This window comes from Aromatoleum evansii (genome assembly GCF_045689615.1).
In the GTDB taxonomy this organism is placed as follows: Bacteria; Pseudomonadota; Gammaproteobacteria; order Burkholderiales; family Rhodocyclaceae; genus Aromatoleum; species Aromatoleum evansii.
The window spans coordinates 255773-275539 of sequence record NZ_CP141259.1 but is presented as its reverse complement, the minus strand read 5'-3'; the positions used below and the strand labels follow the sequence as shown (position 1 = coordinate 275539).

General features: G+C 72.7%; 13 protein-coding genes. 4 read left to right on the top strand and 9 right to left on the bottom strand.

The features are described 5' to 3' along the window. Window positions 1-123: 123 nt before the first annotated feature. The 4 genes from U5817_RS01110 (at window position 124) to U5817_RS01095 (ending at window position 11456) form a co-directional block, all read left to right on the top strand. On the top strand, window positions 124-996 hold the full coding sequence (locus U5817_RS01110) for a hypothetical protein (RefSeq protein WP_407279429.1): 873 nt from the start codon (window positions 124-126) through the stop codon (window positions 994-996). After that, the gene (locus U5817_RS01105; RefSeq protein WP_407279428.1) at window positions 993-6689 is read left to right on the top strand and encodes a hypothetical protein; all 5697 of its coding nucleotides are present in this window, start codon (window positions 993-995) and stop codon (window positions 6687-6689) included. The genes U5817_RS01110 and U5817_RS01105 overlap by 4 nt, the downstream gene beginning before the upstream one ends. Then, window positions 6686-10906: a hypothetical protein gene (locus tag U5817_RS01100; RefSeq protein ID WP_407279427.1), complete on the top strand. Its 4221-nt coding sequence runs from the start codon at window positions 6686-6688 to the stop codon at window positions 10904-10906. Before U5817_RS01105 ends, U5817_RS01100 begins: the two co-directional genes overlap by 4 nt. Window positions 10907-11252: 346 nt before the next feature. Further along, window positions 11253-11456 carry a cold-shock protein gene (locus U5817_RS01095; RefSeq protein WP_015433923.1) on the top strand — a complete coding sequence of 68 codons (204 nt, stop codon included), beginning with the start codon at window positions 11253-11255 and terminating at the stop codon, window positions 11454-11456. Between the two features lie 72 nt (window positions 11457-11528). Here U5817_RS01095 and U5817_RS01090 read toward each other — a convergent pair whose 3' ends face one another. The 9 genes from U5817_RS01090 to U5817_RS01050 form a co-directional block, all read right to left on the bottom strand. Then, on the bottom strand, window positions 11529-12143 hold the full coding sequence (locus tag U5817_RS01090) for a type II secretion system protein (protein ID WP_407279426.1): 615 nt from the start codon (window positions 12141-12143) through the stop codon (window positions 11529-11531). 2 nt (window positions 12144-12145) lie between these two features. After that, the gene (locus tag U5817_RS01085) at window positions 12146-12532 is read right to left on the bottom strand and encodes a type II secretion system protein (protein ID WP_169132836.1); all 387 of its coding nucleotides are present in this window, start codon (window positions 12530-12532) and stop codon (window positions 12146-12148) included. An 8-nt stretch (window positions 12533-12540) separates the two neighbouring features. Then, entirely contained in the window at window positions 12541-13011 is a 471-nt protein-coding gene (locus tag U5817_RS01080) for a type II secretion system protein (RefSeq protein WP_169132837.1), read from the bottom strand. Between the two features lie 9 nt (window positions 13012-13020). Then, on the bottom strand, window positions 13021-15342 hold the full coding sequence (locus tag U5817_RS01075) for a secretin and TonB N-terminal domain-containing protein (RefSeq protein ID WP_407279425.1): 2322 nt from the start codon (window positions 15340-15342) through the stop codon (window positions 13021-13023). A 176-nt stretch (window positions 15343-15518) separates the two neighbouring features. After that, a complete protein-coding gene (locus U5817_RS01070) occupies window positions 15519-16163 on the bottom strand; it encodes a secretion system X translation initiation factor (protein WP_407279424.1) in 645 nt (214 codons plus the stop codon). Further along, window positions 16163-16711, bottom strand: a complete 549-nt coding sequence (locus tag U5817_RS01065) for a GspMb/PilO family protein (RefSeq protein WP_407279423.1) — start codon at window positions 16709-16711, stop codon at window positions 16163-16165. The genes U5817_RS01070 and U5817_RS01065 overlap by 1 nt, the downstream gene beginning before the upstream one ends. Next, window positions 16698-17267 carry a hypothetical protein gene (locus U5817_RS01060; RefSeq protein WP_407279422.1) on the bottom strand — a complete coding sequence of 190 codons (570 nt, stop codon included), beginning with the start codon at window positions 17265-17267 and terminating at the stop codon, window positions 16698-16700. The genes U5817_RS01065 and U5817_RS01060 overlap by 14 nt, the downstream gene beginning before the upstream one ends. Further along, entirely contained in the window at window positions 17264-18061 is a 798-nt protein-coding gene (locus tag U5817_RS01055; RefSeq protein WP_407279421.1) for a hypothetical protein, read from the bottom strand. The genes U5817_RS01060 and U5817_RS01055 overlap by 4 nt, the downstream gene beginning before the upstream one ends. Then, window positions 18042-19766: a GspE/PulE family protein gene (locus tag U5817_RS01050; protein WP_211167396.1), complete on the bottom strand. Its 1725-nt coding sequence runs from the start codon at window positions 19764-19766 to the stop codon at window positions 18042-18044. Before U5817_RS01050 ends, U5817_RS01055 begins: the two co-directional genes overlap by 20 nt. Window position 19767 lies beyond the last annotated feature (1 nt).

The following is a 19767-nucleotide window of genomic DNA, read 5'->3' as shown; positions in this document are numbered from 1 at the left end:
CCGTGGGCCCGGCGCCCCCATACCGTTCGGGCTGAGCCTGTCGAAGCCCTGCCAGTGCCCTTCGACAGGCTCAGGGCGAACGGTATTCGCTGTCTCATTGGCCGGTCACTAACCGCCCTGCTGATGGTCTGCACGCCACCTGCCACCGCAGGGGATGACACGCAGGCGGCCTCGAAGACCGGCAGCACGACACTGGCGACGACGATCGCACCGCGCCTCGCGGAGGCGATCCGCGGGGGGCACTACGTCGCCCCGGACAGCGACGAACTCGCGCGCGCGGAGCGCCTGTTCGACCGCCTCACCGCCGGCTCGCCGCCCGACGCGCTGCGCGCGGAGATGCGCGAACTCGGTCTCGTCATCGAACGCGACGGTCCGCTGGTGATCGTGCGCGAGCGCGAGGATGCGCTGCGCGGGCGCGGTTTCTACGTCTTCCGCCACGGCGCGCGCCCCGACGTGCTGCACGTCCCGCACGGCTTCAAGGACGAGATGACGCGCGACATCGGACTGGCGCTGTTCGCCGAGGGCGATTTCGCCGCCGCCGCGTGGAACACGGTGCCGCGTCGCTACGAACGGGACGGCGCACAGGTCGATGCCGATCTGGCGCACCTCCCTGGCACCTGGTTCAACGCCTTCGTGCGCGCCACGGCGCGCGCCTGGCCACAGGGGCACAGCCTGCAGATCCACGGCTACGATCCCGACAAGCGCCGCACCGAAGCCGGCGCCGACGCGGCGCTGATCCTCGCCGACGGAACGGCGGTGCCCGACGACGCGCTGCGCCGCCAGCGCGACTGCCTCGCCTCGCGCCTGGGCCGCAGCGTCGCCCTTTACCCCGACGACGTGCGCGAGCTCGGCGGCACGACCAACGTGCAGGGCCGCACGCTGCGCGGCCTGGGCTACGGCGGCTTCGTGCATGTCGAGATCAGCCGCAGCCTGCGGCTCGCGCTGCGCGACGACCCCGCAGCGCGCGCGAACTTTCTCACCTGTCTCCAGCCATGATCCGCCCGTCCGCTCCCCGCCCCCCGCGCTTTCGCCCGACCCGCAAGCCGCTCGCCTGCTGTGTGGCCGCGAGCCTCGCGCTGTTCGCCGGGGGCAGCGCCGCGCAGGTCGACGAGGTGCAGCTGCGGCTGCTGACGCAGTTCGAGCTGCCGCTGCGCTGGGACAACGTCGGGCCGGGCCGGCCCTACTGGACCCGCGGCGTGCGACCGGCCTGGCGTACCGCTGCCGGGCTGCACGCGGTGCGCCTCGCGCCGGGTGAGTCCGTCACGCTGCGCATCCCGGCGGGCGAGAGCCTGCGCGTGCGCGCCCTGGACGACGCTGCCAAGCACGCGCTCGCGGCACCGGACGGGGCGCTGACGATTGCCTTCTCGAACGGCACCGGCCTGTATGCTGCGCAGCGCCCGCGCCGCAGCGCCGACGGGCTGGACTGGCTCGTCGAAGCCACGGACGCTGCGCTCCAGGCCGGCCCGCAGCTCGCGCGCGTGTCGCTCGCCGCGGGGCACGGCGAGGCGCTCGAAATGGCGCTGTTCGTGTCGCGGCGCGAACCGCTCGGCCGCATCGCCCCCTACCGCCAGCTGCACGAGCTGCCGGGCGAGCCGCTCGACGTGCAGCACCAGCGGGGCAGCCGCCCGCTGCACTACTGGGCGATCGAACCGGCAGCTCCCGTCACGCTGGACGTCGAAGGCCCGGCACGCTTCGCGCTGCGCCTGCGCCTGCGCCACCCGGCGCATGAAGCCGCGAGCGCCCAGCACTGGCGCGCCGTCGCAACGCTGGACGACCAGCCGCTCGCGACGCTGGCGTTCGCGACCGGCGCCGAGAACGCGTGGACGGTGGCGATCGACGGACGCGAAAGCGTCGTCAGCCGCGAGAAGGAAGGCTATTTCGAGGTGCCGGAGGGGCGCCACCGCCTGAGCCTCGCGACCAGCGCGCCGGTGATCGCACGCCTGCTGTCGCAGGCCGACCCCGACTATCTCGTGCCGGCGCTGAACGCCCCCGACACCACGGCCGCCGAGGCACGCGCCGCGATCGTGCAGGAGCCGCCGCTCGCGCTGCGCCTCTCCGGCTGGGGCGACGCGGGCAAGGACGCGGCGAAAATCGTCGCCGCGCGCGAGCGCATCTCGCCGGCCGCGGTGCAGGCCGCGGCGCTGCAGCTCGCGCGCGACAACCGCCATCGTGAGGGCGGGGCCGTCGGCACGGCGGCGATGCGCGAAGTCGCCGCACTGCGCCGCGACGACCCGACGCTGCGCAGCGAGGCAGGCGACTATGCGCTCCACACCTACTATCGCGATCTGCTGCCGCGCGAAAAGAACCAGCCCGGCGCGCTGCGTCACGCATGGTTCCTCGCCCCGCGACTGCGTGCCGATACCGCAGGCGAAGGAGAAGGCCGCGGCACGGTGCTCGCCGGCCAGCATGCGGACGAACTGCCCGGCAGCCTCGCGGCGGGCCGATTCCTGCCCCTGGGCGGCAGCGACGCCGCCCGCGCATATGCCTACGACCTGCCCGAACGCTTCGCGCCATCCGCGCTGCGCGTCGCCGTGCATGGCGACGCGGCCGCCGCGGAAATGGCCGTCTTCGTGCAATACGACGATGCGGCGCCGGTGCCGCTGACGCTCGTACCCTACCCCGAACAGCCCGGCGCGGCCTTCGTCCCTTCGGGCGGCGAAGCCGCGCTGCGCCTGCAGCAGGAGCGCTTCCGCGACACACCGGCCGACGGCGCGGCGCACCCGGCGAACGAGGACGACGGCGACGCCTACGGCACGGGCACCCTCTCGGGTGCCTTCAGCCGCCGCCACCTGCCTGGCCCCCTGGTGGCTGCGCGCATCGCGGAGCTGCCGCTGCCCGGCGGCGTCCGTCGGGTGCGTGTATGGCGCGCAGGTGCAGACGGACAGCCCTTGTGGATCGCGCTCGCCTACCGCGCATCCAAACCCTTCCAGCTCACCGAACGTGCGTGGATCGAAGCGGCGCGCACCCTGCACGGCGGACAGGCGGCGGACGCCGGCGCAATCGCGCCCTTCCTCGCGACGCTGGGCACCGCCCCCGACTTCGCCGCGCCGTCCGCTGCCGAGGCCGACAGCCACTGGCAGCCGCTCGCGCGCCTGCTGCGTGCGCAGGCGGCCCAGTTCGCCATCGGCGTCGCCCCGCCCGACGCCGCCGCAGCCCGTCGCGACGCTGCCCCCGCAACCCAAGCGCTGCGCGAGGCCGAAAAGCTCGCCACCCGCGGTCAATGGCTGGGCGCCCTCGAAGCATGGTCCGCCGCGCTCGCCAGCCCGGTCGCGGCCGAACGCGAACAGGCCTTCGCCGGGCGCGTCACCGCGCTGCGCCAGCTGGGCGAGGACCACGTCGCCGAGCGCCTGCTGCGCCAGCGCATGCTGCACGACGCCGACCCCGCGGCCCGCCACGGCGCGCGCGACAGGCTGATCGCCCTGCATCGCGACGCGCACGACCTCGACGCCGAGCAGGCGACCCGCGCCGCGGCCCTGCTGCGCGAGGGCGAGCGCAGCGCCGCCGAACTCGTCTCCGCGCTGGCGGCGAACCTGCTCGACAACGGCGAACCCGATCTCGCACTGATGGCCGGCCTGCTGCTGCCGCGCCGTGAGCGCCCGCTCGAGACGATGCTGCGCGCCGCACATGCGCAGCAGTGGTGGGCGGTGTTCGACGAACTCGTGGGCGACCTGCCCGACCCGTCGCGACAGGCCTTCTGGCGCGCCCAGCGCGCGCTGGGCGAAGGCCGCATGGCCGACGCCGAAGCGCAATTCGCCCGCGCCGGCGGCGAAGGCGCGGCCTTTGCGGCCCACCTCGCGCGTGCCCGCGGCATCCGCGCGGCGCTGCACGGCGACGCCGCGGACAAGAATGGCGAGCGTGCGCTGGCCGACTGGGCCGACTGGCAGGCAAGCCACCCCGGGCCGCGCATCTGGCAGGACGGCGCCCACCTGGCGACCGATTTCGCCGGCGCGCAGGCGCTGCGATCGATCGACCGCGACCTCGGCTTCACCGCGTTCCGCGCCGAACCCGAACGTCCCCTGCGCCTGCGCGTGGCGGGCCCGGCCAAGCTGCGCATCGAAGCGCGCCCCCTGCATCCGGCGGGCAGCGCCGCGCGCATCGACGGCTGGCTGCGGGTGCGCGAGGCCGGACACCAGACCGGGCAAGAGTGGCTCGCGCCGATCACCGCGAATGCCCCCACGCCCGCCCTTGAGCTCGTCGGCCGCCCGCAGACGTCCGCGGGGCGCGCCGTCGTGCAGGAGATCGCGCTCGGCCCCGGCTGGCACGAGCTCGCGGTCGACGGTGGCGACCGCGCGCTGCTCGTGCGCCTTGCGATCGAGGAAGCGGCCCTGCCCCTGCCGCTCCTGCCCCGTTTGACGCCCGACACCGCTGCCGCGCGCGCCACCGGCACCGGCGTGGGCGTGCAGGATCCGCTGCGCTGGCCGGCGCCCTGCCTCGACTGCTCGACGCTGCTCGATGTGCGCCCCGGCGAAGCCCCGCAACGCGTGCGGCTCGCGCGCAATCTCATCGACGCGAACGCCGCGACGCTCGCGGAACCCGCCCTTCCGCCCCTGCCGGCCGCGCCCGCCCCGGAAAGCGCCGGCAGCGATGCCGCCCTGCGCGCCGCCGGCGACTGGCAGGCGCTGCTCGCCTGGCCGGTCGAACGCACGGAGGCCGCGCTGCGCGAGCGCCTCACCAGCCTCGCCTGGCTCGCCGAACATCGGCCCGAGCGGCAACGCGCCGCCCTCGCGCTCGCCGAGGACATCCGGCACGCGCATCCGGCCGTGCCGGGCCTGTCGGCGCTAGTCGCCCGCATCGCACGCGACGCCGCGTGGACACCCATCGACAGCGTCAGGGCCAGCGCCGGCCTGCGTTCGCGCGAAATCGCCGGCTGGGATCCGGAATCGCCCGCCCTGCGCGTGCGTCGCGCCCTGCTCGCCCCGGCGGGGGCTGACGAACGCTTGCTCTCGGGTGCGAACCGCCTCGTCGTGTCCGCCAACGACACCGCACCGACGCGCATCGAAGTCGCGCTCTCGGCCGAGGACGCGGGCGCGCTGCCACCGCAGGCGATGACCGCCTTGCTGCAGATCGACGAGGCCGCGCCGCTGCCCTTCGTGCTCGAACCCGGCCGCACCACGGCACGCCGCATCGCCATCCCCGCCGGCGCCCACACGCTGCGCGTGTGGATCGCGCAACCGCTCGCCGACCAGTTCCTGCGCGTGCGCCTGTTCGAGCCTGGCCGCCGCAGCTTCGCCGACCGTACCGAGCGCTTCTACCACGTCGCGACACGTGCCGAACCGCTGCGCGTAGCGATCGACGGCCCCGCGTGGCTGCGCATCGACGAATGGGTGGATGGCCGCAGCGAGAGTCGCTACCGGCACATCGCCGCCGGCTGGCAGGAGATCGTGCTCCCGCCCGCCGACGGCCGCACCGAATCGCTCTACCGCCTGCACCTGCGCAGCGTCGACCCGGACCGTCCGCGCAGCCAGCCGCGCACCTACGACGCGGAGCCGCAGCCGGTGCCGCCGCCCGCCGTGACGATCGCAGACCGCCCGCTCGGCACCGGCATCGCCTTCGACGACCACTTTCCGCTCGGCGGCCAGGAGGACGGCACCTGGAGCCTGGGCGTCGCGCGCCGCGACCGCCTGTACGGCTTCGAGGACAGCGCCGGCACGAGCCGTCGCCTGCCGGCCGGGCCGCGGGCGCGCGTCCGGATCGGCCGCTATTTCGACTGGGTCTACGCCGCCCTCGGCAAGGATCCAGAAAGGGTCGCACGCAGCCGCAAGCTCAGCCGTCTCCTGCGCCAGTTCGGCCTGCGCGCGGACGGGACCCGGGAAGACGCCGAGGAGCACGAGCGCTTCACCGAGTTCGCCGCCACGCACCGCTACTTCGCCGAGAGCTGGAACACCCATTACCGCACCGACCTGCTCGTGCGCGAGCGTGAAGGCGGCGGACCGACGCTGGGCCTGCGCGGCGCGGCGACCACCGCGCCGGCCTGGACCAACTGGAACTTCCACGTCGAAGGCAGCGCCTTTGCCCAGAGCCCCGGCAACAACGACTACCTCGAATCCTCGTGGGGCCTGCGCGCGAGCGCGACGCACCTGTTCGCCTTCACCCCGCGCGTGACCATGCAGCCACGCATCTCGCTCTTCTGGCGCGGCCAGAGCCTCGGCGCCAACCGCTTCTTCGCCGCCGGCCGCATCGACCAGGACATCTACAGCCCCTACCGCGACCACCACCCGCGCGGGCTGGAAGTCGCCAAGACCGTCACCTGGCGCCCGTGGCTGGACACCGAGCTGTACGCGGGCGCAGGCGTCACGACCAACCCCGACATGAATCCGCTGAAGTCGCCCGACCACCTCGTTGGCCGCCTCGGCTGGCGCCAGCTGCTCGGCCCGTTGCGTTTCGACGCCAACTGGGACGGCCGCCAGTATTTCGAGGACAGCCACCGCGCCGACGACTCCACCGGCGGCTCGCTGAACCTCGAAGTCGGCTGGGAACACTGGCTGCCGCGACGCGAACGCCTGGAGCTGGGCCTCACGCTGCGCCGCGACCTCGCGCGCGACCGCAACCTGTTCGGCCTCGAACTGACCTGGCACTTCGGCAACGGCCGCGGCTACCGCGACTTCCGCCCGGGCGAGATCGACTTCCGCGAGCTGCGCGAGCGCCGCGCGCCGCAGGACCACAACAACCGCATGCGAGACGAACCGTGATCGCCTGGCAACGCCTGATCGCTGCCCTGCCGCCGCACCAGCGCAAGCTCGAACGACGCGTGCTCGACGCACTCGCCGGCGAACACCTGCGCTGGCTCGCCGCCCGCCGCCGCCAGGGCAGCCTTGCACCCGAGGGCGAGGAGTCCCTGCCGCTGGCCGACTTCCTCGCCGAGACGATCGCCGCCGGCCAGGCCGGCATCGACGAGCTGCGCCAGCGCCACGCCCGCTTCCTGCACGACCTCGGGCTCGCCGCGGGCGACGAGGAGCGCCGCCGCCTGCTGCTCGCCCATGCCCGCGCGCTCGGCGCCAACCGCGCGCAGCTCGCCGGCGACCGCGCCGCGCTCGCCCGCTGGTTCGGCGCCGACGCGCTCGCCGACCGCGTCGACACATGCATCGCCGCGCTCGAGCGGCGCATCACCGTCGCGCTCGATCTCCTCGGTCGCCACGCCCGCGCCACCTTCGCCGCGGCCGACGACCAGAGCCGCCCCTGGCTGTGGCAGCGTCTCGACGTCGAAGCCACGGCGCGCGCGCTGTTCGCCTTCGAGGGCCACGCGCGCGTGCGTCTCGCCGCCTTTTGCTGCCTCGCCGACGCCCTCATGGGCCTGCCGCCGGCACAGCGCGAAGGCGCGGTGCAGCCCGGCAGCGTGCAGTTCATCTACCGCTGCGCCCAGGACGCGCGCCTCTACGTGTGGCAGCAGATCGAGGCCATCGAACTGCTGCGTGAGCTCGCCCCCGCCTCCTTCTTCGAAGTCGTGCGCCTGCGCCTCGCGCGCCCGCACGCGGGCGACGACATCTTCGTGCGTCGGCGCGCCGTGCAGCTCGCCGCAGGCGCGATCGCCACCCTGCCCGGGGCCGCCGCGCTGCTTCCCGCCGCGCTCGCCGACGCCAGCCCTTACGTGCGCCAGGGGCTCGCCCAGGCGCTGCACGCTGCGCCGCCGAAGATCGTCGAGCGATGCCTGCCACCCCTGCTCGCCGACGACGTGCCGCAGGTGCGCGCCCAGGCCCTGCTCGCGATCGCAGAGCACCCGGGCGAGGACCGCCTGCCGCTGCTCGCGTGGCTGCTCGAGCGGATCGAGCGCGAGTACGACGCCTTCGTGCTGCGTACCGCGCTGCACGTCACCGAGCGCCTGCTTGCCGCCGCGACCGGCAGCTGTCCGCGCGGCGCGCGCTTCGCCGGACTGGGCGGACGCGCCATGGAGCTCGCGCGCATAGAGGACGCGGTGCGCCGCCTGCACCAGCGCGCGCCGGACCTGCGCGTGCGTCGCTGGGCCGCGGAGACCCTCGCGCGCTTCATGCTGCTGCACGACATCGAGTTGCGCGAGCTCGTCGCCCGCCTCGGCACCGAGGCGCAGGCCTGCCCGCCCGGCCGCGCCCGCCGCCTGCCCGAGGACTTCGACGCCGTGCCGGCCGAGCGCCTGGGCGTCGCCGCCATGCTGCTCGCGCGCGACGGCTTCCCGCTCGACTTCGAGCGCCGCGGCGGCGGCTGGCGGCTCCACCGCGGCCACCGCTTCGCCTTCCGCCTGTGGCGCTGGCTGCATGAGCTGCGCCACCCCTCGCCGGACAAGCGCCAGGCCTTCCGCCACACCACCGGCCGGGTGTTCCGCGGCAGCCTGCGCGCGCCCTCACGCATCCTCGCCGAACTCGCGCAGACCAAGGTGCCGGGCGAACCGCTGCACCACGCCAGCGAGGCCGGCTCGCGCCCGTGGCTGCCGCTGCCCGACGAGCTGCTGTCCGCGCTCGACCTGCCACGCACGCAACAGCCGCTGCGCCTCGTCACGCCCGAAGGCGTCACCGAGCTCGCCCCGCCCGCGTCGCTCCTGCGCCGCATCGCGATGCGCGCGCGCCTGGTGTGGCACTTCGCCGACTTCGCGCACGCGCGCAACTGGCACGAAGGCTCGCAGCAGGCACCCGACCATTACGCCCGCCGCCTGCGCGAGTTGGGCTTCGAGCTGCGCTTCACGCCGCACCGCGGCGACGCCGCCGACCCGGCCGTGACGCGCTTCTTCCCGGCCGGCTTCGCGCTGGGCGCGGGGGGCGGGGAGGAACTGTGGCAGCGCTTCCAGAACTACTTCTTCTCCGTCTACGGCAACTCGCTCGCGGAGCTCTCGCTCTTCCTCGGCGCTGCGCTCGCGGCCTTCACCGCGCGCCACCTGCTCGTGAACCACCGCCAGCGCCGTGCGCGGCGCGACATCCCGCTGGTGGTGGGCGGCTGGGGCACGCGCGGCAAGTCCGGCACCGAGCGCCTCAAGGCGGCGCTGTTCAACAGCCTGGGCTACGGCGTCGTCAGCAAGACCACCGGCTGCGAGGCCATGTTCCTGCACGCCCACCCGCACCAGCCGCTACGCGAGATGTTCCTGTTCCGCCCCTACGACAAGGCGACGATCTGGGAGCAGCACGCCGTCACGCGCATCGCCAGCGAGCTGCAGGCCGACGTGTTCCTGTGGGAATGCATGGCGCTCACCCCCTCCTTCGTCGAACTGCTGCAGCGGCGCTGGATGCGCGACGACCTCGCGACCATCACCAACACCTTCCCCGACCACGAAGACCTGCAGGGACCGGCCGGCATCGACATCCCGCAGGTGATGACGCACTTCATCCCGCAGGGTTCGACGCTGGTGACCAGCGAGGAGCAGATGCGCCCCATCCTCGCCGAAGCCGCGCAGGCGCTCGGCACGCGCGTCGAGACCATCGGCTGGCTCGAATCCGGCCTGCTCGCGCCCGACGTGCTGGCGCGCTTCCCCTACCAGGAGCACCCCGACAACATCGCGCTGGTCGCACGCATGGCGGCCGAGTTCGGCATCGCCCCCGACTACGCGCTGAAGGAGATGGCCGACCGCGTCGTGCCGGATCTCGGCGTGCTCAAGATGTATCCGCCCGCGCCGGTCGCCGGGCGCACCCTGTCCTTCGCCAACGGCATGTCGGCGAACGAGCGCTTCGGCTGCCTGGGCAACTGGACGCGCCTGGGCTTCGACCGCATCGACGTCGACGGCGAGCCCGGCACGCTGGTCAGCACCGTCGTCAACAACCGCGCCGACCGCATCGCGCGCTCGCGCGTGTTCGCCAGCATCCTCGTCGAGGACATCGCCGCCGACCTGCACTTCCTCATCGGCTCCAACCTCGAAGGCCTGCACGGCTACATCCGCGAGGCCTGGGACGAGCACGCCGCCACGCTCACGCTGTGGCCGGCCAGCGGTGCGACTCCGCTCGCGGTGCTCGAAGGCGAGGCGCGCCGCCTGCGCCAGCCCCACACCGCGGCGCGCCTGCATGCCCGGCTGGCGGCGATGCTGCGGCCGCAGGTGCCGGACGACGCGGCGACGCTCGCGGCGCTGTGGAAGCGCCCCGACGCGCTGGCCGAGGCACTCGCCGCCGCCGGCGTCGCACACGCCGACGAGATCCTCGCCCGCGCGCGCGCCGACCTCGCCGCGCACGACGAATACCACGCCTTCACGCAGCGCCTCGAAAGCGCGCCGGGCACACGCGACGCAGCGCTCGACGCGGACTTCCGCGCGCTGCTGTGGCGCTGGTTCGAACGCAAGCTCGTCACCGTCGCCGACTACCACGCCAGCGGCAACCGCATCGTCGAGATCATCGCCCGGCACACCCCGCCCGGCCTGCACAACCGGGTCATGGGCATCCAGAACATCAAGGGCACGGGCCTGGACTTCGTGTATCGCTGGCAGGCCTGGGGGCAATGCCACGACGCCTGCGCCGATCTGCGCGGGTCCGACGCCACGCGCTTCCGCCGCGGCCTGGCCGCGCTCGCCGCCTTCCAGGACTACGGCCTGCTGTGCGAGGACCACGTGCGCGCCACACTCGCCGCCGCGCGCCACGCGCCGCACGGCCAGGCCGCCGTGGCCCAGGCGCAGATCGCGCAGATCGCCGCCAACCTCGAGCACACGATGGCCGAGGTGCGCGCCCAGCTCGGCGCCACGCGCGAACAGGGCCTGCTCGAACGCCTCGTGCTCGCCATCGAAGGCTTCGTCGATGCCGGCGACGCCGTGCGCCGGCGGCGCGTTGCCAACCGCATCTACAAGGATCTCGTCGCGCAGCGCATCAGCCACGCGCGCGCCGCCATCGAACTGCAACGCCTGACGCAACAGCAGAAGGGCGGCTGGCTGTACGAACGGCTGCGCCAGCGCCTGCGTGCCGTGCAGGAGTCGCTCGCGCGCCCGGGCGAGGTCGCGCCAGCGGAGCTGCGCGGGATACGTGGCCGTTGAAATCGCGACGCCGTGGGAGTGCCGGGGGGAGCGGCTGCGGCCGCAAATGGGCGGATCTCTCCGCAACTCCACGGCTTCGCGGCTGAAGCCGCTCCCACGGAAAAATCGACAAGCGCGCCCGCCGGACACCATCACCGTGCACGATGACACGCATCTACGCGCACCGCGGGGCTCGGGGTAGTTGACCGCGCCGCGGTCTTTCGCCAGACTGCTTGGCGCGCATCAGTCATCGCGTGGCGTTTCGTACTCGAAGTCCTCTGGTACTCAGTTCGTCATCCCCCGATCGCGATTGTCGCAACTCTGGGCAAACGCCCCTTATTTAAACTTTGATTTGGGAAATTCAGAAATGGCAACTGGTACCGTCAAGTGGTTCAACGACGCCAAAGGCTACGGCTTCATCACCCCGGACAACGGCGGCGAGGACCTCTTCGCACACTTCTCCGCGATCCAGGGCAACGGTTTCCGCAGCCTGGCCGAAGGTCAGAAGGTGCAGTACGACGAGACCTCGGGTCCGAAGGGCAAGCAGGCCGGCAACATCCGCCCGCTCTGATCCGCCTCGGCAGGATCCGAAATGAAGAAGCCCGGCCTTGCCGGGCTTTTTGCTTTTGGGCCCGGCCCACGCTCAGCGCGTGAGCTGGAAGGGCGATACGGCGGGCGCCGGGCGCGGCGCGCGGGCGGCGTCGATGAGGCTCTGGCGCGGGTCGATGACAGGTGGAGCGGCCGCGGGCCCCGGTTTCGCATTCGCGCCGGCCTGTGCGGCCGTGGTGCTGAAGGCGCGTTCGGCGACGAATTGCCAGTCCGCGTAGGTTTCCATCCCTTCGAACTCCGACCACTCCGGCGGGAAGCGCCCGCGCTTCAACGGGGCGTCGCGCGACTGGCTATACACGCCGACGATGCCGCCGTCCCCGCCGCGGATCAGGCCCCAGTCGGTGCTGCGCGTGATCGGGTCGGTGTACAGGCGGCGCAGGTGGTGGCGCGGCGTCGGGCTGCGCTGGTCGGTGAGCAGGTCTTCCAGCCGCTGCGGGTACTGCTTCACGTCGGGCGAGGTCTCGTAGTAAAGGCGCAGCGCGCGCGCGTACTGCGAGCCGACCCATAGCAGCTCGCGTTCGCGGGCGCGCAGGCTGGCCGTCGACCACAGCTCCAGCGTGCCCACCAGCGCCAGCGTCATCAGCACCACCAGCATCAGCGCGCCGATGTAGGTGAAGCCGCGCTCGCGCCCGGGCAGGTCGGCCGGCACGGCTACCACTCCGCGTAGGGCGTCCCGTCGCGCGCGTTGCCCTCGGCGCCGCTGCGCACGTCGCCCACCGCACCGCCGACACCGCCCGGCGGCGGCACGATCACCCAGCTGTCGCTGCGCTGCGTGATCGGGTCGGTCGGGACGCTGCGCAGGTAGCGCTTGTCCACGAGCGCCTGCAGCGAGTCGGGATAGGCGCCGGTGTCGCCGTAGTAGTGGTCGAGTGCGTCGCGCATCACCGTGAGGGTCTGGCGCAGCGCGGTGTCCTCGGACTTCTCCAGGCTGCCGAAGTAGCGCGGCGCCGCGATCGCCAGCAGGGTCGCGATGATGGACAGCACGACCAGCAGCTCGATCAGGGTGAAGCCGGCGCGGGTCTTGTGCGGGTTATCCATCGCGGGCCTCACCACTGGCGGTAGGGAACGCCGTTCATGCCCTCGCCGCTGGCGAGCGAGAACACGTCGAAGACGTCGGCGCCCGCGCGCGGGTTGTCGGGCGGGCTGTCGTAGGCGCGCAGGCCCCAGGTCTCCTCGGGCGCCAGCTCGGGCGCGGCGAAGGGGTCGCGCGGGACGCTGCGCAGGAAGTAGATGCGCTTGCCTTCGGCGTCGCGCACGTCGCGCACGCCCTCGGCCAGCACGCGCAGCGTCGGCGGGTAGCCGCTGGCATCGGCCATCTTCTCGATCTGGCCGGAATCGGCCGCGGCCTTGTAGGCGTCGATGGCGTCGCGGATGCGGTACAGCGCGCTCTTGAGTTCCTGTTCCTTGCCGCGGCGCACGACGGTTTCGGTGAGCGGCGCGGCGATGCTGGCGAGCAGCGCGACGATCGCCACCGTGATGACGACCTCGACGAGGGAGAAGCCGCGCGCGCGCCGCATCGTCCGTCCTCAGGGCTGCGCGCCGAGCGCGAGCGCGGCGGGCAGCGGCACCGACAGCGGGCGGTTGCCTTCGCCGAAGGCCGACACGCTGGTCACCTTCAGCTCGGCCGGGGCGGCGCTGCCCGGCAGGGCCACCACGCGCAGGCGCATCAGCGCGCCGTCGCCGCGCGCGCCCTGCTGCGCCGAGCGCGACAGCGCGACGAACATGCGCCCGGACTTGTCGTCGATGCGCGGGGCGAAGGAGGTGATGGCGCCGTCGGCGTTCATGACGTCGCCCTCGGTCACTGCGACGACGCGCAGCGCGGCCGGGTCGTAGGCGAGCTGCACGGTCGCGGTGCTGAGCGGCTGCGCGAGGCTCGCGCGCAGGATCACGTCGGTCTCCTCGCCGGGTTTCAGGCCGGCGGGCGCGGTCCATGACAGGATCGCGGCGGCGGGCGAGGCGGCCACGGCGGGCACGTCGCTGCCGGCCGCGGCGGGCGGCGCGAGCGCGGCCATCGCTGCGGGCGCGGGCGCGATCGCATCGCGCGTCATGGCGTTCGCGGCCGCCGGCGCAGCGCCCACGGTCGGGGCGGTCGTGGTCATGCGCAGCATGGGTTCGCTGCGCGCCTTCAGCACCGCTTCGGTGCCCGACGGGTACTCGATGTCGTAGGGGTTCATGTAGGGCATGTTGCGCACGATGCGCGGCGTGATCGAGAGTACCAGCTCGGACTTGCCGATGGTGTCCTTGTTGCTGCCGAACAGCCGCCCCAGGCCGGGGATGTCGCCCAGGCCCGGGATGCGGTTGCCCGAGACGTCGTGGTCGTTGCGCATCAGGCCGGCGAGGACCTGCGTCTCGCCGTCCTTCAGGCGCAGCGAGGTGGTGGCATTGCGCGTGTCGACCTGCACGGGGATGGTGCCGTTCTTGGTCGGCGTCTGCGCCGTGGCCTTGCTGACCTCCAACCCGATCTTGATCAGCACCTCGTCGTTGAGATGCACGGTGGGCTCGACTTCGAGCTTGAGGCCGACCTCGAGGTACTGGATGCTCTCGGTGATCACCGGTCCCTGTGTCGAGGGCGTGGAGGTCGCGCTCACCACCGGCACGCGCTGGCCGATGTGGATGCGCGCCTTCTCCTTGTTGCTGACGCGGATCACCGGGTTCGCCAGCGTGTTCACGTCGCTGTCGTTGGCGTTGATGCGCAGTTCGGGCGAGGGGCCGATGGTGATGCGGTCGCGGTCGATGCCGCGGTACTGGCTGAGCGTTCCCGGCGGACCGCCGAGATCCGGGCGCAGGATGCCGAAGGTGCTGGGCCATTGCAGGCCGAGGTCGAGGATGCGCTGGCGCGACACTTCCAGCACCTCGACTTCGAGCACGACCTCGGGCTCGGGCAGGCCCTGCGTCGTGAGCAGCTTCTCGGCGAGGCGGATGGCGTCGGGAGTGTCGCGCATCGTCAGCGTGTTGAGGCGCTCATCGATGAACACGTCCTTGCTCTTGAGCAGGGTCTTGATCATGTTCATCGCGGTCTTCGCGTCGGTGTTGGCGAGGTGGAAGGTGCGGATCGTAAGGTCGAGGTAGTCGCGCTGCTTCTGCGGCGTGTCGGGGTAGATCATCACGGTGTTGTCGCTGATGATCTTCTGCTGCAGCTGGTTCTGCAGCAGCAGCAATTCGACCGCCTGCTCGACCGGCACCTGGCGCACGAACAGCGTCGCCTTGAGGTCGGGCTTCACGTCCTTGTCGAAGAGGAAGTTGATCCCCGCGTTGCGCGACAGCACCTCGAAGATCTGCTTCAGGTTGCCGTCGCGGAATTCGAGCGTGACCGGCGCGGACATCTTCGAGCGCAGCTGCGGATAGGGCGTGACGTAGCGCGCGCGAATGTCCTCGATCTCGCGCCTGAGCGCGAGCGCCTCGTCGTTGCGCGGGTCGAGCGCGAGCACCGGGCGCACCAGGCGGTCGGCGCCGTCGGGATCGCCGCGACGCAGTGCGGTCTGCGCTTGGCGCATCGTCTCGCCGGCGTTGCGCAGCTGGTCGAGCTGGCGCAGCGCCTCGCGCGCACGCTCGTTGGCGGGGTCGAGCGCGAGCACGCGCTCGAAGCCGCGCGCGGCGGCGTTGTGGTCGCGCATCAGGCGCGCGCGCTCGGCGGTGGCCAGCAGTGCGGCGATCACGCGCCCGCGCTGCGTCGTCTGCGCCATGTTGACCGCGGCATCGCGCGGCTGTTCGCGCACGGCCTGGTCGAGCTTGGCGAGGCCTTCCTCGTAGCGCCCCTCGTCGATCAGCCGGATGCCGTCGCGCTGCAGGGTGTCGGTCGCGCAGCCGGCAAGCAGGGCCGCCAGCAGCAGGATCGCAACACAGGGCAATCGCACAAACCCGTGTAGGGCGGGAGGAGCGAAGCGGATCCCGCCAATCCGGGCGTCGGAGTCGCCCCGAACGCCGCGTGGTGGGATGCGCTGCGCTCCTCCCACCCTACGGGTCCGTGCCTTCACGAACAATTTCGCGACATGGGGTACGGCACGGCGGAGCATTTTCTCCAACATCATGGCTTGCTTCCCACGGGCAGGGTCTGGGTGATGTCCAGAGGAAGGTAGACGAGTGTCATGGTGGTGTCGGTGATGCTTTTCACCTTGTAGCTGCCATCGACCACATCGCCTTCGGAGACGGTGTAGGGTCGGTCGCCGCGCACGAGGAAGACGCGCACGGTCTGGCCGTCGCTGAGCTTGCCGAGATATTCGTAGGGGATGGGAGGCGCGGTGGGCGCGGGAGGCGGGGGCGGAGGGGGTGCCGGCGGAGGCGGCGGCGGAGGCGGCGGGGGGACGTACCAGCTGTGCGCGGCGAAGAGCTCGGGCGCGGCGCGCGGGGCCGCATCGGCCGGCGCGGCTGCGGCGGCCGGGGCGACATCCGCCGCTCCGCTTCCCGCCGCCGGAGGCGTCGCCGCGCCGGCCTGCGCAGCGGAGGGCGGCGTATTGCCCGATGCCGCGGCGGCAAGCGGGGCCGGAGCGGAGCGCAGCTCGGCGAGCTGGCCGTTCTGCGCGACCGGAGCGAGGGCGGGTGCGACCGCGCGCGGACGGGCGACCGGCTGCACCGGTTCCGCGTCGGGCTTGTCGAAGAATTCGGGAATGACTGCGAGCGCGGCCGCCGCGCCGAGGAACACCACCCAGAAGAGCCTGCGCCGATCCGCCATCAGCGCCTCGACAGATACAGGGTCATGCGGATGCGCCCTTCGAGTTCGGTGTCGGACACCGCCTTGCGCTGCAGGTCGAGGTCTTCCACGCTCAGGCCCGGCACCTTCGCGATCGCGGCGTCGATGAAGCGGCGCAGCTGGGCGTAGCTGCCGCGCACGGGCAGCAGGATCTGGTAGCGCGCCATGTCCGTGCCCTGCTCCACCGCGAGCGCGTATTCGCCGCGCGCGAGCGAGATCTGCTCGGCCTCGGCGGCGGCGTACAGGCCGTCGATCGCGCTCGTCGCGGCGGGCTGAGCCGGCAGCCCGGCGTAGAAGGCGTCGAGCTGGCGTGCGGGCGGCTGGGCGATGTGCACTTCGCCGTTCAGCACCGCGGCGGCCTGGGCCTGGGCGCGCAGCACATGCTGTTCTGCACGTTCGCGCGACTCGATGCCGGGCACCACGACCGCCATGGCCCAGCCCGCGGCGGCAGCAAGCAGCACGGCACCGCCGAGGCCGGGCAGGCCGAGGCGGCGCACCGCTTCGTGCAGCGTCAGCTTATGGACGCGCATGGTCCGTCACCCAGTTCGCGACGAGGCTGAAGCGCACCGGCCGGCCCTGCACCTGCTCGGCGAACTCGTGATTGACGAGCGACACGTCGCGCAGCGCGGCGGTGTCCTCCAGCTGGCGGTGGTAGGCGAGCATCGCGCCGAGGTCGCGCGCCTCGGCGGTGATGCGCAGCTGGCGCTTGCGCGCGTCCGGCGTCAGCGACAGCAGCGCGACGTCGTCGCTGGCGAGCGCTTCCAGGGTCGTGAACAGCGCCTGCCACGGCCGATTGTCGATGCGCGCCTGCACGCGCTGCATGTCCGCGAGCGCATTGTCGCCCTCCTTGTTGTTTCCCTTCCCGCCGCCCTTCGTGCCGGCGCCCGGCGGGTGCTGCTCGAGCAGGGCCTCGGGCAGGCCGGCGACGATGTCGCGCACGGTGGTCTCCAGCGCCGCGGCCTCGGCCTCGACGCGCAGGCCGGCCCAGGCCGCGGAGCCGACCAGCGCGATGCCCGCGACCAGCAGCAACCAGCCGCCGGCGCGGGGCCGCGGCGTGCGCTGGAAGTCGAGTTCGAGCCGGTTCATGACGCGACCGCCAGCGCCATGTCCTGCCAGGCATCGCCGCCACCCAGCGCCAGCGCCTGCGGCGCGATGCCTTCCACGGCCGGCCACTCGCCCGCCGCGCGGCCCGGGGCGTGCACATACACGGTCGGCAGCGGCCCGGCGGCCGGATCGCCGATGCCGGTGAGCTCGCATTCGCGCTCGAGCAGCGCCGCGACGGCGCGTTCGCTGTCGCCGCAGGCGCTGGAACGCACCGACAGCCACTGCCCGGCGCGGGCCAGCAGCATGCTGCAACGGCCCGGCTCGGCCACGGCGAACACGAAGTTGTCGCGCGCGAGACGCGGCTGCAGGCGGTTGTAGGCCGCCATCAGGTGGGGCAGCACCGATTCGAGGCTCAGCCCGGCGCCCTGCGCGATGGACTGCAGGCGCTCGAGCAGCGCCTTGTCGACCGCCGCCGCCACGCGCGGGCGGCCCGCCGCCTCGGGCGAGATGCGCAGCGCCCAGCCGGCCGCGACCGGGCCGTAGATGTCCTCGAAGCCGATGCGGGCGAAGCTCTCGAGCTCGGCCGGCGAGCCGATCGCGTCGCTCCACGGCAGCAGGCGGAAATGCGCGAAGTGGCTCGAAAGCACCACCGTGAGCCGCCCGCGGCGCGCGCCGGCCTCGCGCAGCAGCCCCTGCAGCGCATCGGCGGCACCGCTCCAGCCGCCTTCGCAGTCGCTGCTTGCGCACGGTGCGGCCCCCCCCCGCGCCGCGCGCAGCAGCGTCACCCGCGCCGGGGCGAGAACGGCCACGAAGCTGTCACGCGACAAAGGTGACACGGTTGATCTCCTCCAGCGTGGTCTGGCCGGTGCGCACGAGGTCGAGCGCCGATTCGCGCAGCAGGCGCAGGCCGCGCTTCCGCGCCAGCTCCTTGAGCTCGGCGATGGGCTTGCGGTCGATGATGGTCTGGCGCAGCTCGTCGTCGAGCAGCAGCACTTCGGCGATCGCGCTGCGGCCGCGGTAGCCGGTGCCGCGGCAGCGCCCGCAGCCGGGGCTGTGCACGAAGCGCCAGCCGTGCGTGTCCGCGGGGTCGATGCCGGAGGCGACGAGCTCGTCGTCGCGCGGGCGCAGCTCCACGGCGCAGGACGGACAGGCGAGCCGGATCAGGCGCTGCGCGAGCACGCCGTTCAGGGCCGACACGAAACTGTAGGGATCGACCTCCATCTGCGTGAAGCGGCCGATCACGTCGAACACGTTGTTGGCGTGGATGGTCGTGAACACGAGGTGGCCGGTGAGCGCGGACTGCACGGCGATCTGCGCCGTGTCGGGGTCGCGGATCTCGCCGACCATGATCTTGTCCGGGTCGTGGCGCAGGATGGAACGCAGGCCGCGCGAGAAGGTGAGGCCCTTCTTCTCGTTCACCGGGATCTGCAGCACGCCGGGGAGCTGGTACTCGACCGGGTCCTCGATGGTGATGATCTTGTCCACGCCGCGGTTGATCTCGGTGAGCATCGCGTACAGCGTGGTGGTCTTGCCGCTGCCGGTGGGGCCGGTGACCAGCACCATGCCGTAGGGCTCGCTCGCGAGGCGGCGCAGCGTCTTCATGACGTCGGCCTCGAAGCCGAGCGACTCGAGGCGCACGCCATGCACCTGGTCGGCGAGGTCCTGCTTGTCGAGCACGCGCAGCACCGCGTCCTCGCCGAAGATGCTGGGAATGATGGAGACGCGGAAGTCGATCTGGCGCCCCTTGATCGACACCTTGAAGCGGCCGTCCTGCGGCACGCGCTTCTCGGCGATGTCGAGCTCGGCCATCACCTTCACGCGCGAGATCATCTGTTCGGCGACCTCCGCGCCCTGCACGCGGCTGGCGGTGTTCAGGACGCCGTCGACGCGGTACTTGATGAGCATGCCGGTGCCGGTGGCGCTGAGGTGGATGTCGCTGGCCTTGGCCTTGAGCGCATCGTAGAGGGTCGAATTGACGAGCTTCACGACGACGCTGGAATCCTCGCTGATGCGCGCCAGCGACAGCGTCTCGACGTCCTCGACGGTCTCGGCCTCGTCCTGCGTCGCGGCAAGCGAGTCGATGGCGTGGAAGTCCTCCTCATGGCGCGCGAGGTAGGCGGAAAGGTCCGCCGGGTGAGCGAGGAACAGCTCCGCGCCGGCGAGGCGCTCGTCGATCCACGCCAGCCGCGCGCCGTCGAAGGGGTCGGAGAACACCCCGACGAGGCCGCCGCCCGCCTCGGGCGGACGCTTCACGAGCACGAACTCGTGCTTGATCGCCTCGGCCAGCGGCAGTTGCGAGAAATCCGGCGCGCTGGCGAACAGCTGCTCGCCGCCCATCACCGGGTAGTGCAGCGTGATGCCGAGGCGGCGCGCGAAGTCGCGCGGCTCGAGGCCGGCGAGCTCCTCCAGTTCGTCGATCGCGCGGCGGCCCTGTGCCGCGGCACGTTCGCGCGCCGTACGCAGCAGCGCGGCATCGAGCCGCGCCACCACGCCCTGGCCGTCGTCGGGGACGACCATCGCGGGGGTGACATGCATGTCCATC

Excerpts from the sequence above, each read along its gene's own strand:
- U5817_RS01110 (WP_407279429.1), top strand. The coding sequence starts at position 124 with ATGGTCTGCACGCCACCTGCCACCGCAGGGGATGACACGCAGGCGGCC.
- U5817_RS01105 (WP_407279428.1), top strand. The coding sequence starts at position 993 with ATGATCCGCCCGTCCGCTCCCCGCCCCCCGCGCTTTCGCCCGACCCGC.
- U5817_RS01095 (WP_015433923.1), top strand. The coding sequence starts at position 11,253 with ATGGCAACTGGTACCGTCAAGTGGTTCAACGACGCCAAAGGCTACGGC.
- U5817_RS01085 (WP_169132836.1), bottom strand. The coding sequence starts at position 12,532 with ATGGATAACCCGCACAAGACCCGCGCCGGCTTCACCCTGATCGAGCTG.
- U5817_RS01080 (WP_169132837.1), bottom strand. The coding sequence starts at position 13,011 with ATGCGGCGCGCGCGCGGCTTCTCCCTCGTCGAGGTCGTCATCACGGTG.
- U5817_RS01070 (WP_407279424.1), bottom strand. The coding sequence starts at position 16,163 with ATGGCGGATCGGCGCAGGCTCTTCTGGGTGGTGTTCCTCGGCGCGGCG.
- U5817_RS01065 (WP_407279423.1), bottom strand. The coding sequence starts at position 16,711 with ATGCGCGTCCATAAGCTGACGCTGCACGAAGCGGTGCGCCGCCTCGGC.
- U5817_RS01060 (WP_407279422.1), bottom strand. The coding sequence starts at position 17,267 with ATGAACCGGCTCGAACTCGACTTCCAGCGCACGCCGCGGCCCCGCGCC.
- U5817_RS01050 (WP_211167396.1), bottom strand. The coding sequence starts at position 19,766 with ATGGACATGCATGTCACCCCCGCGATGGTCGTCCCCGACGACGGCCAG.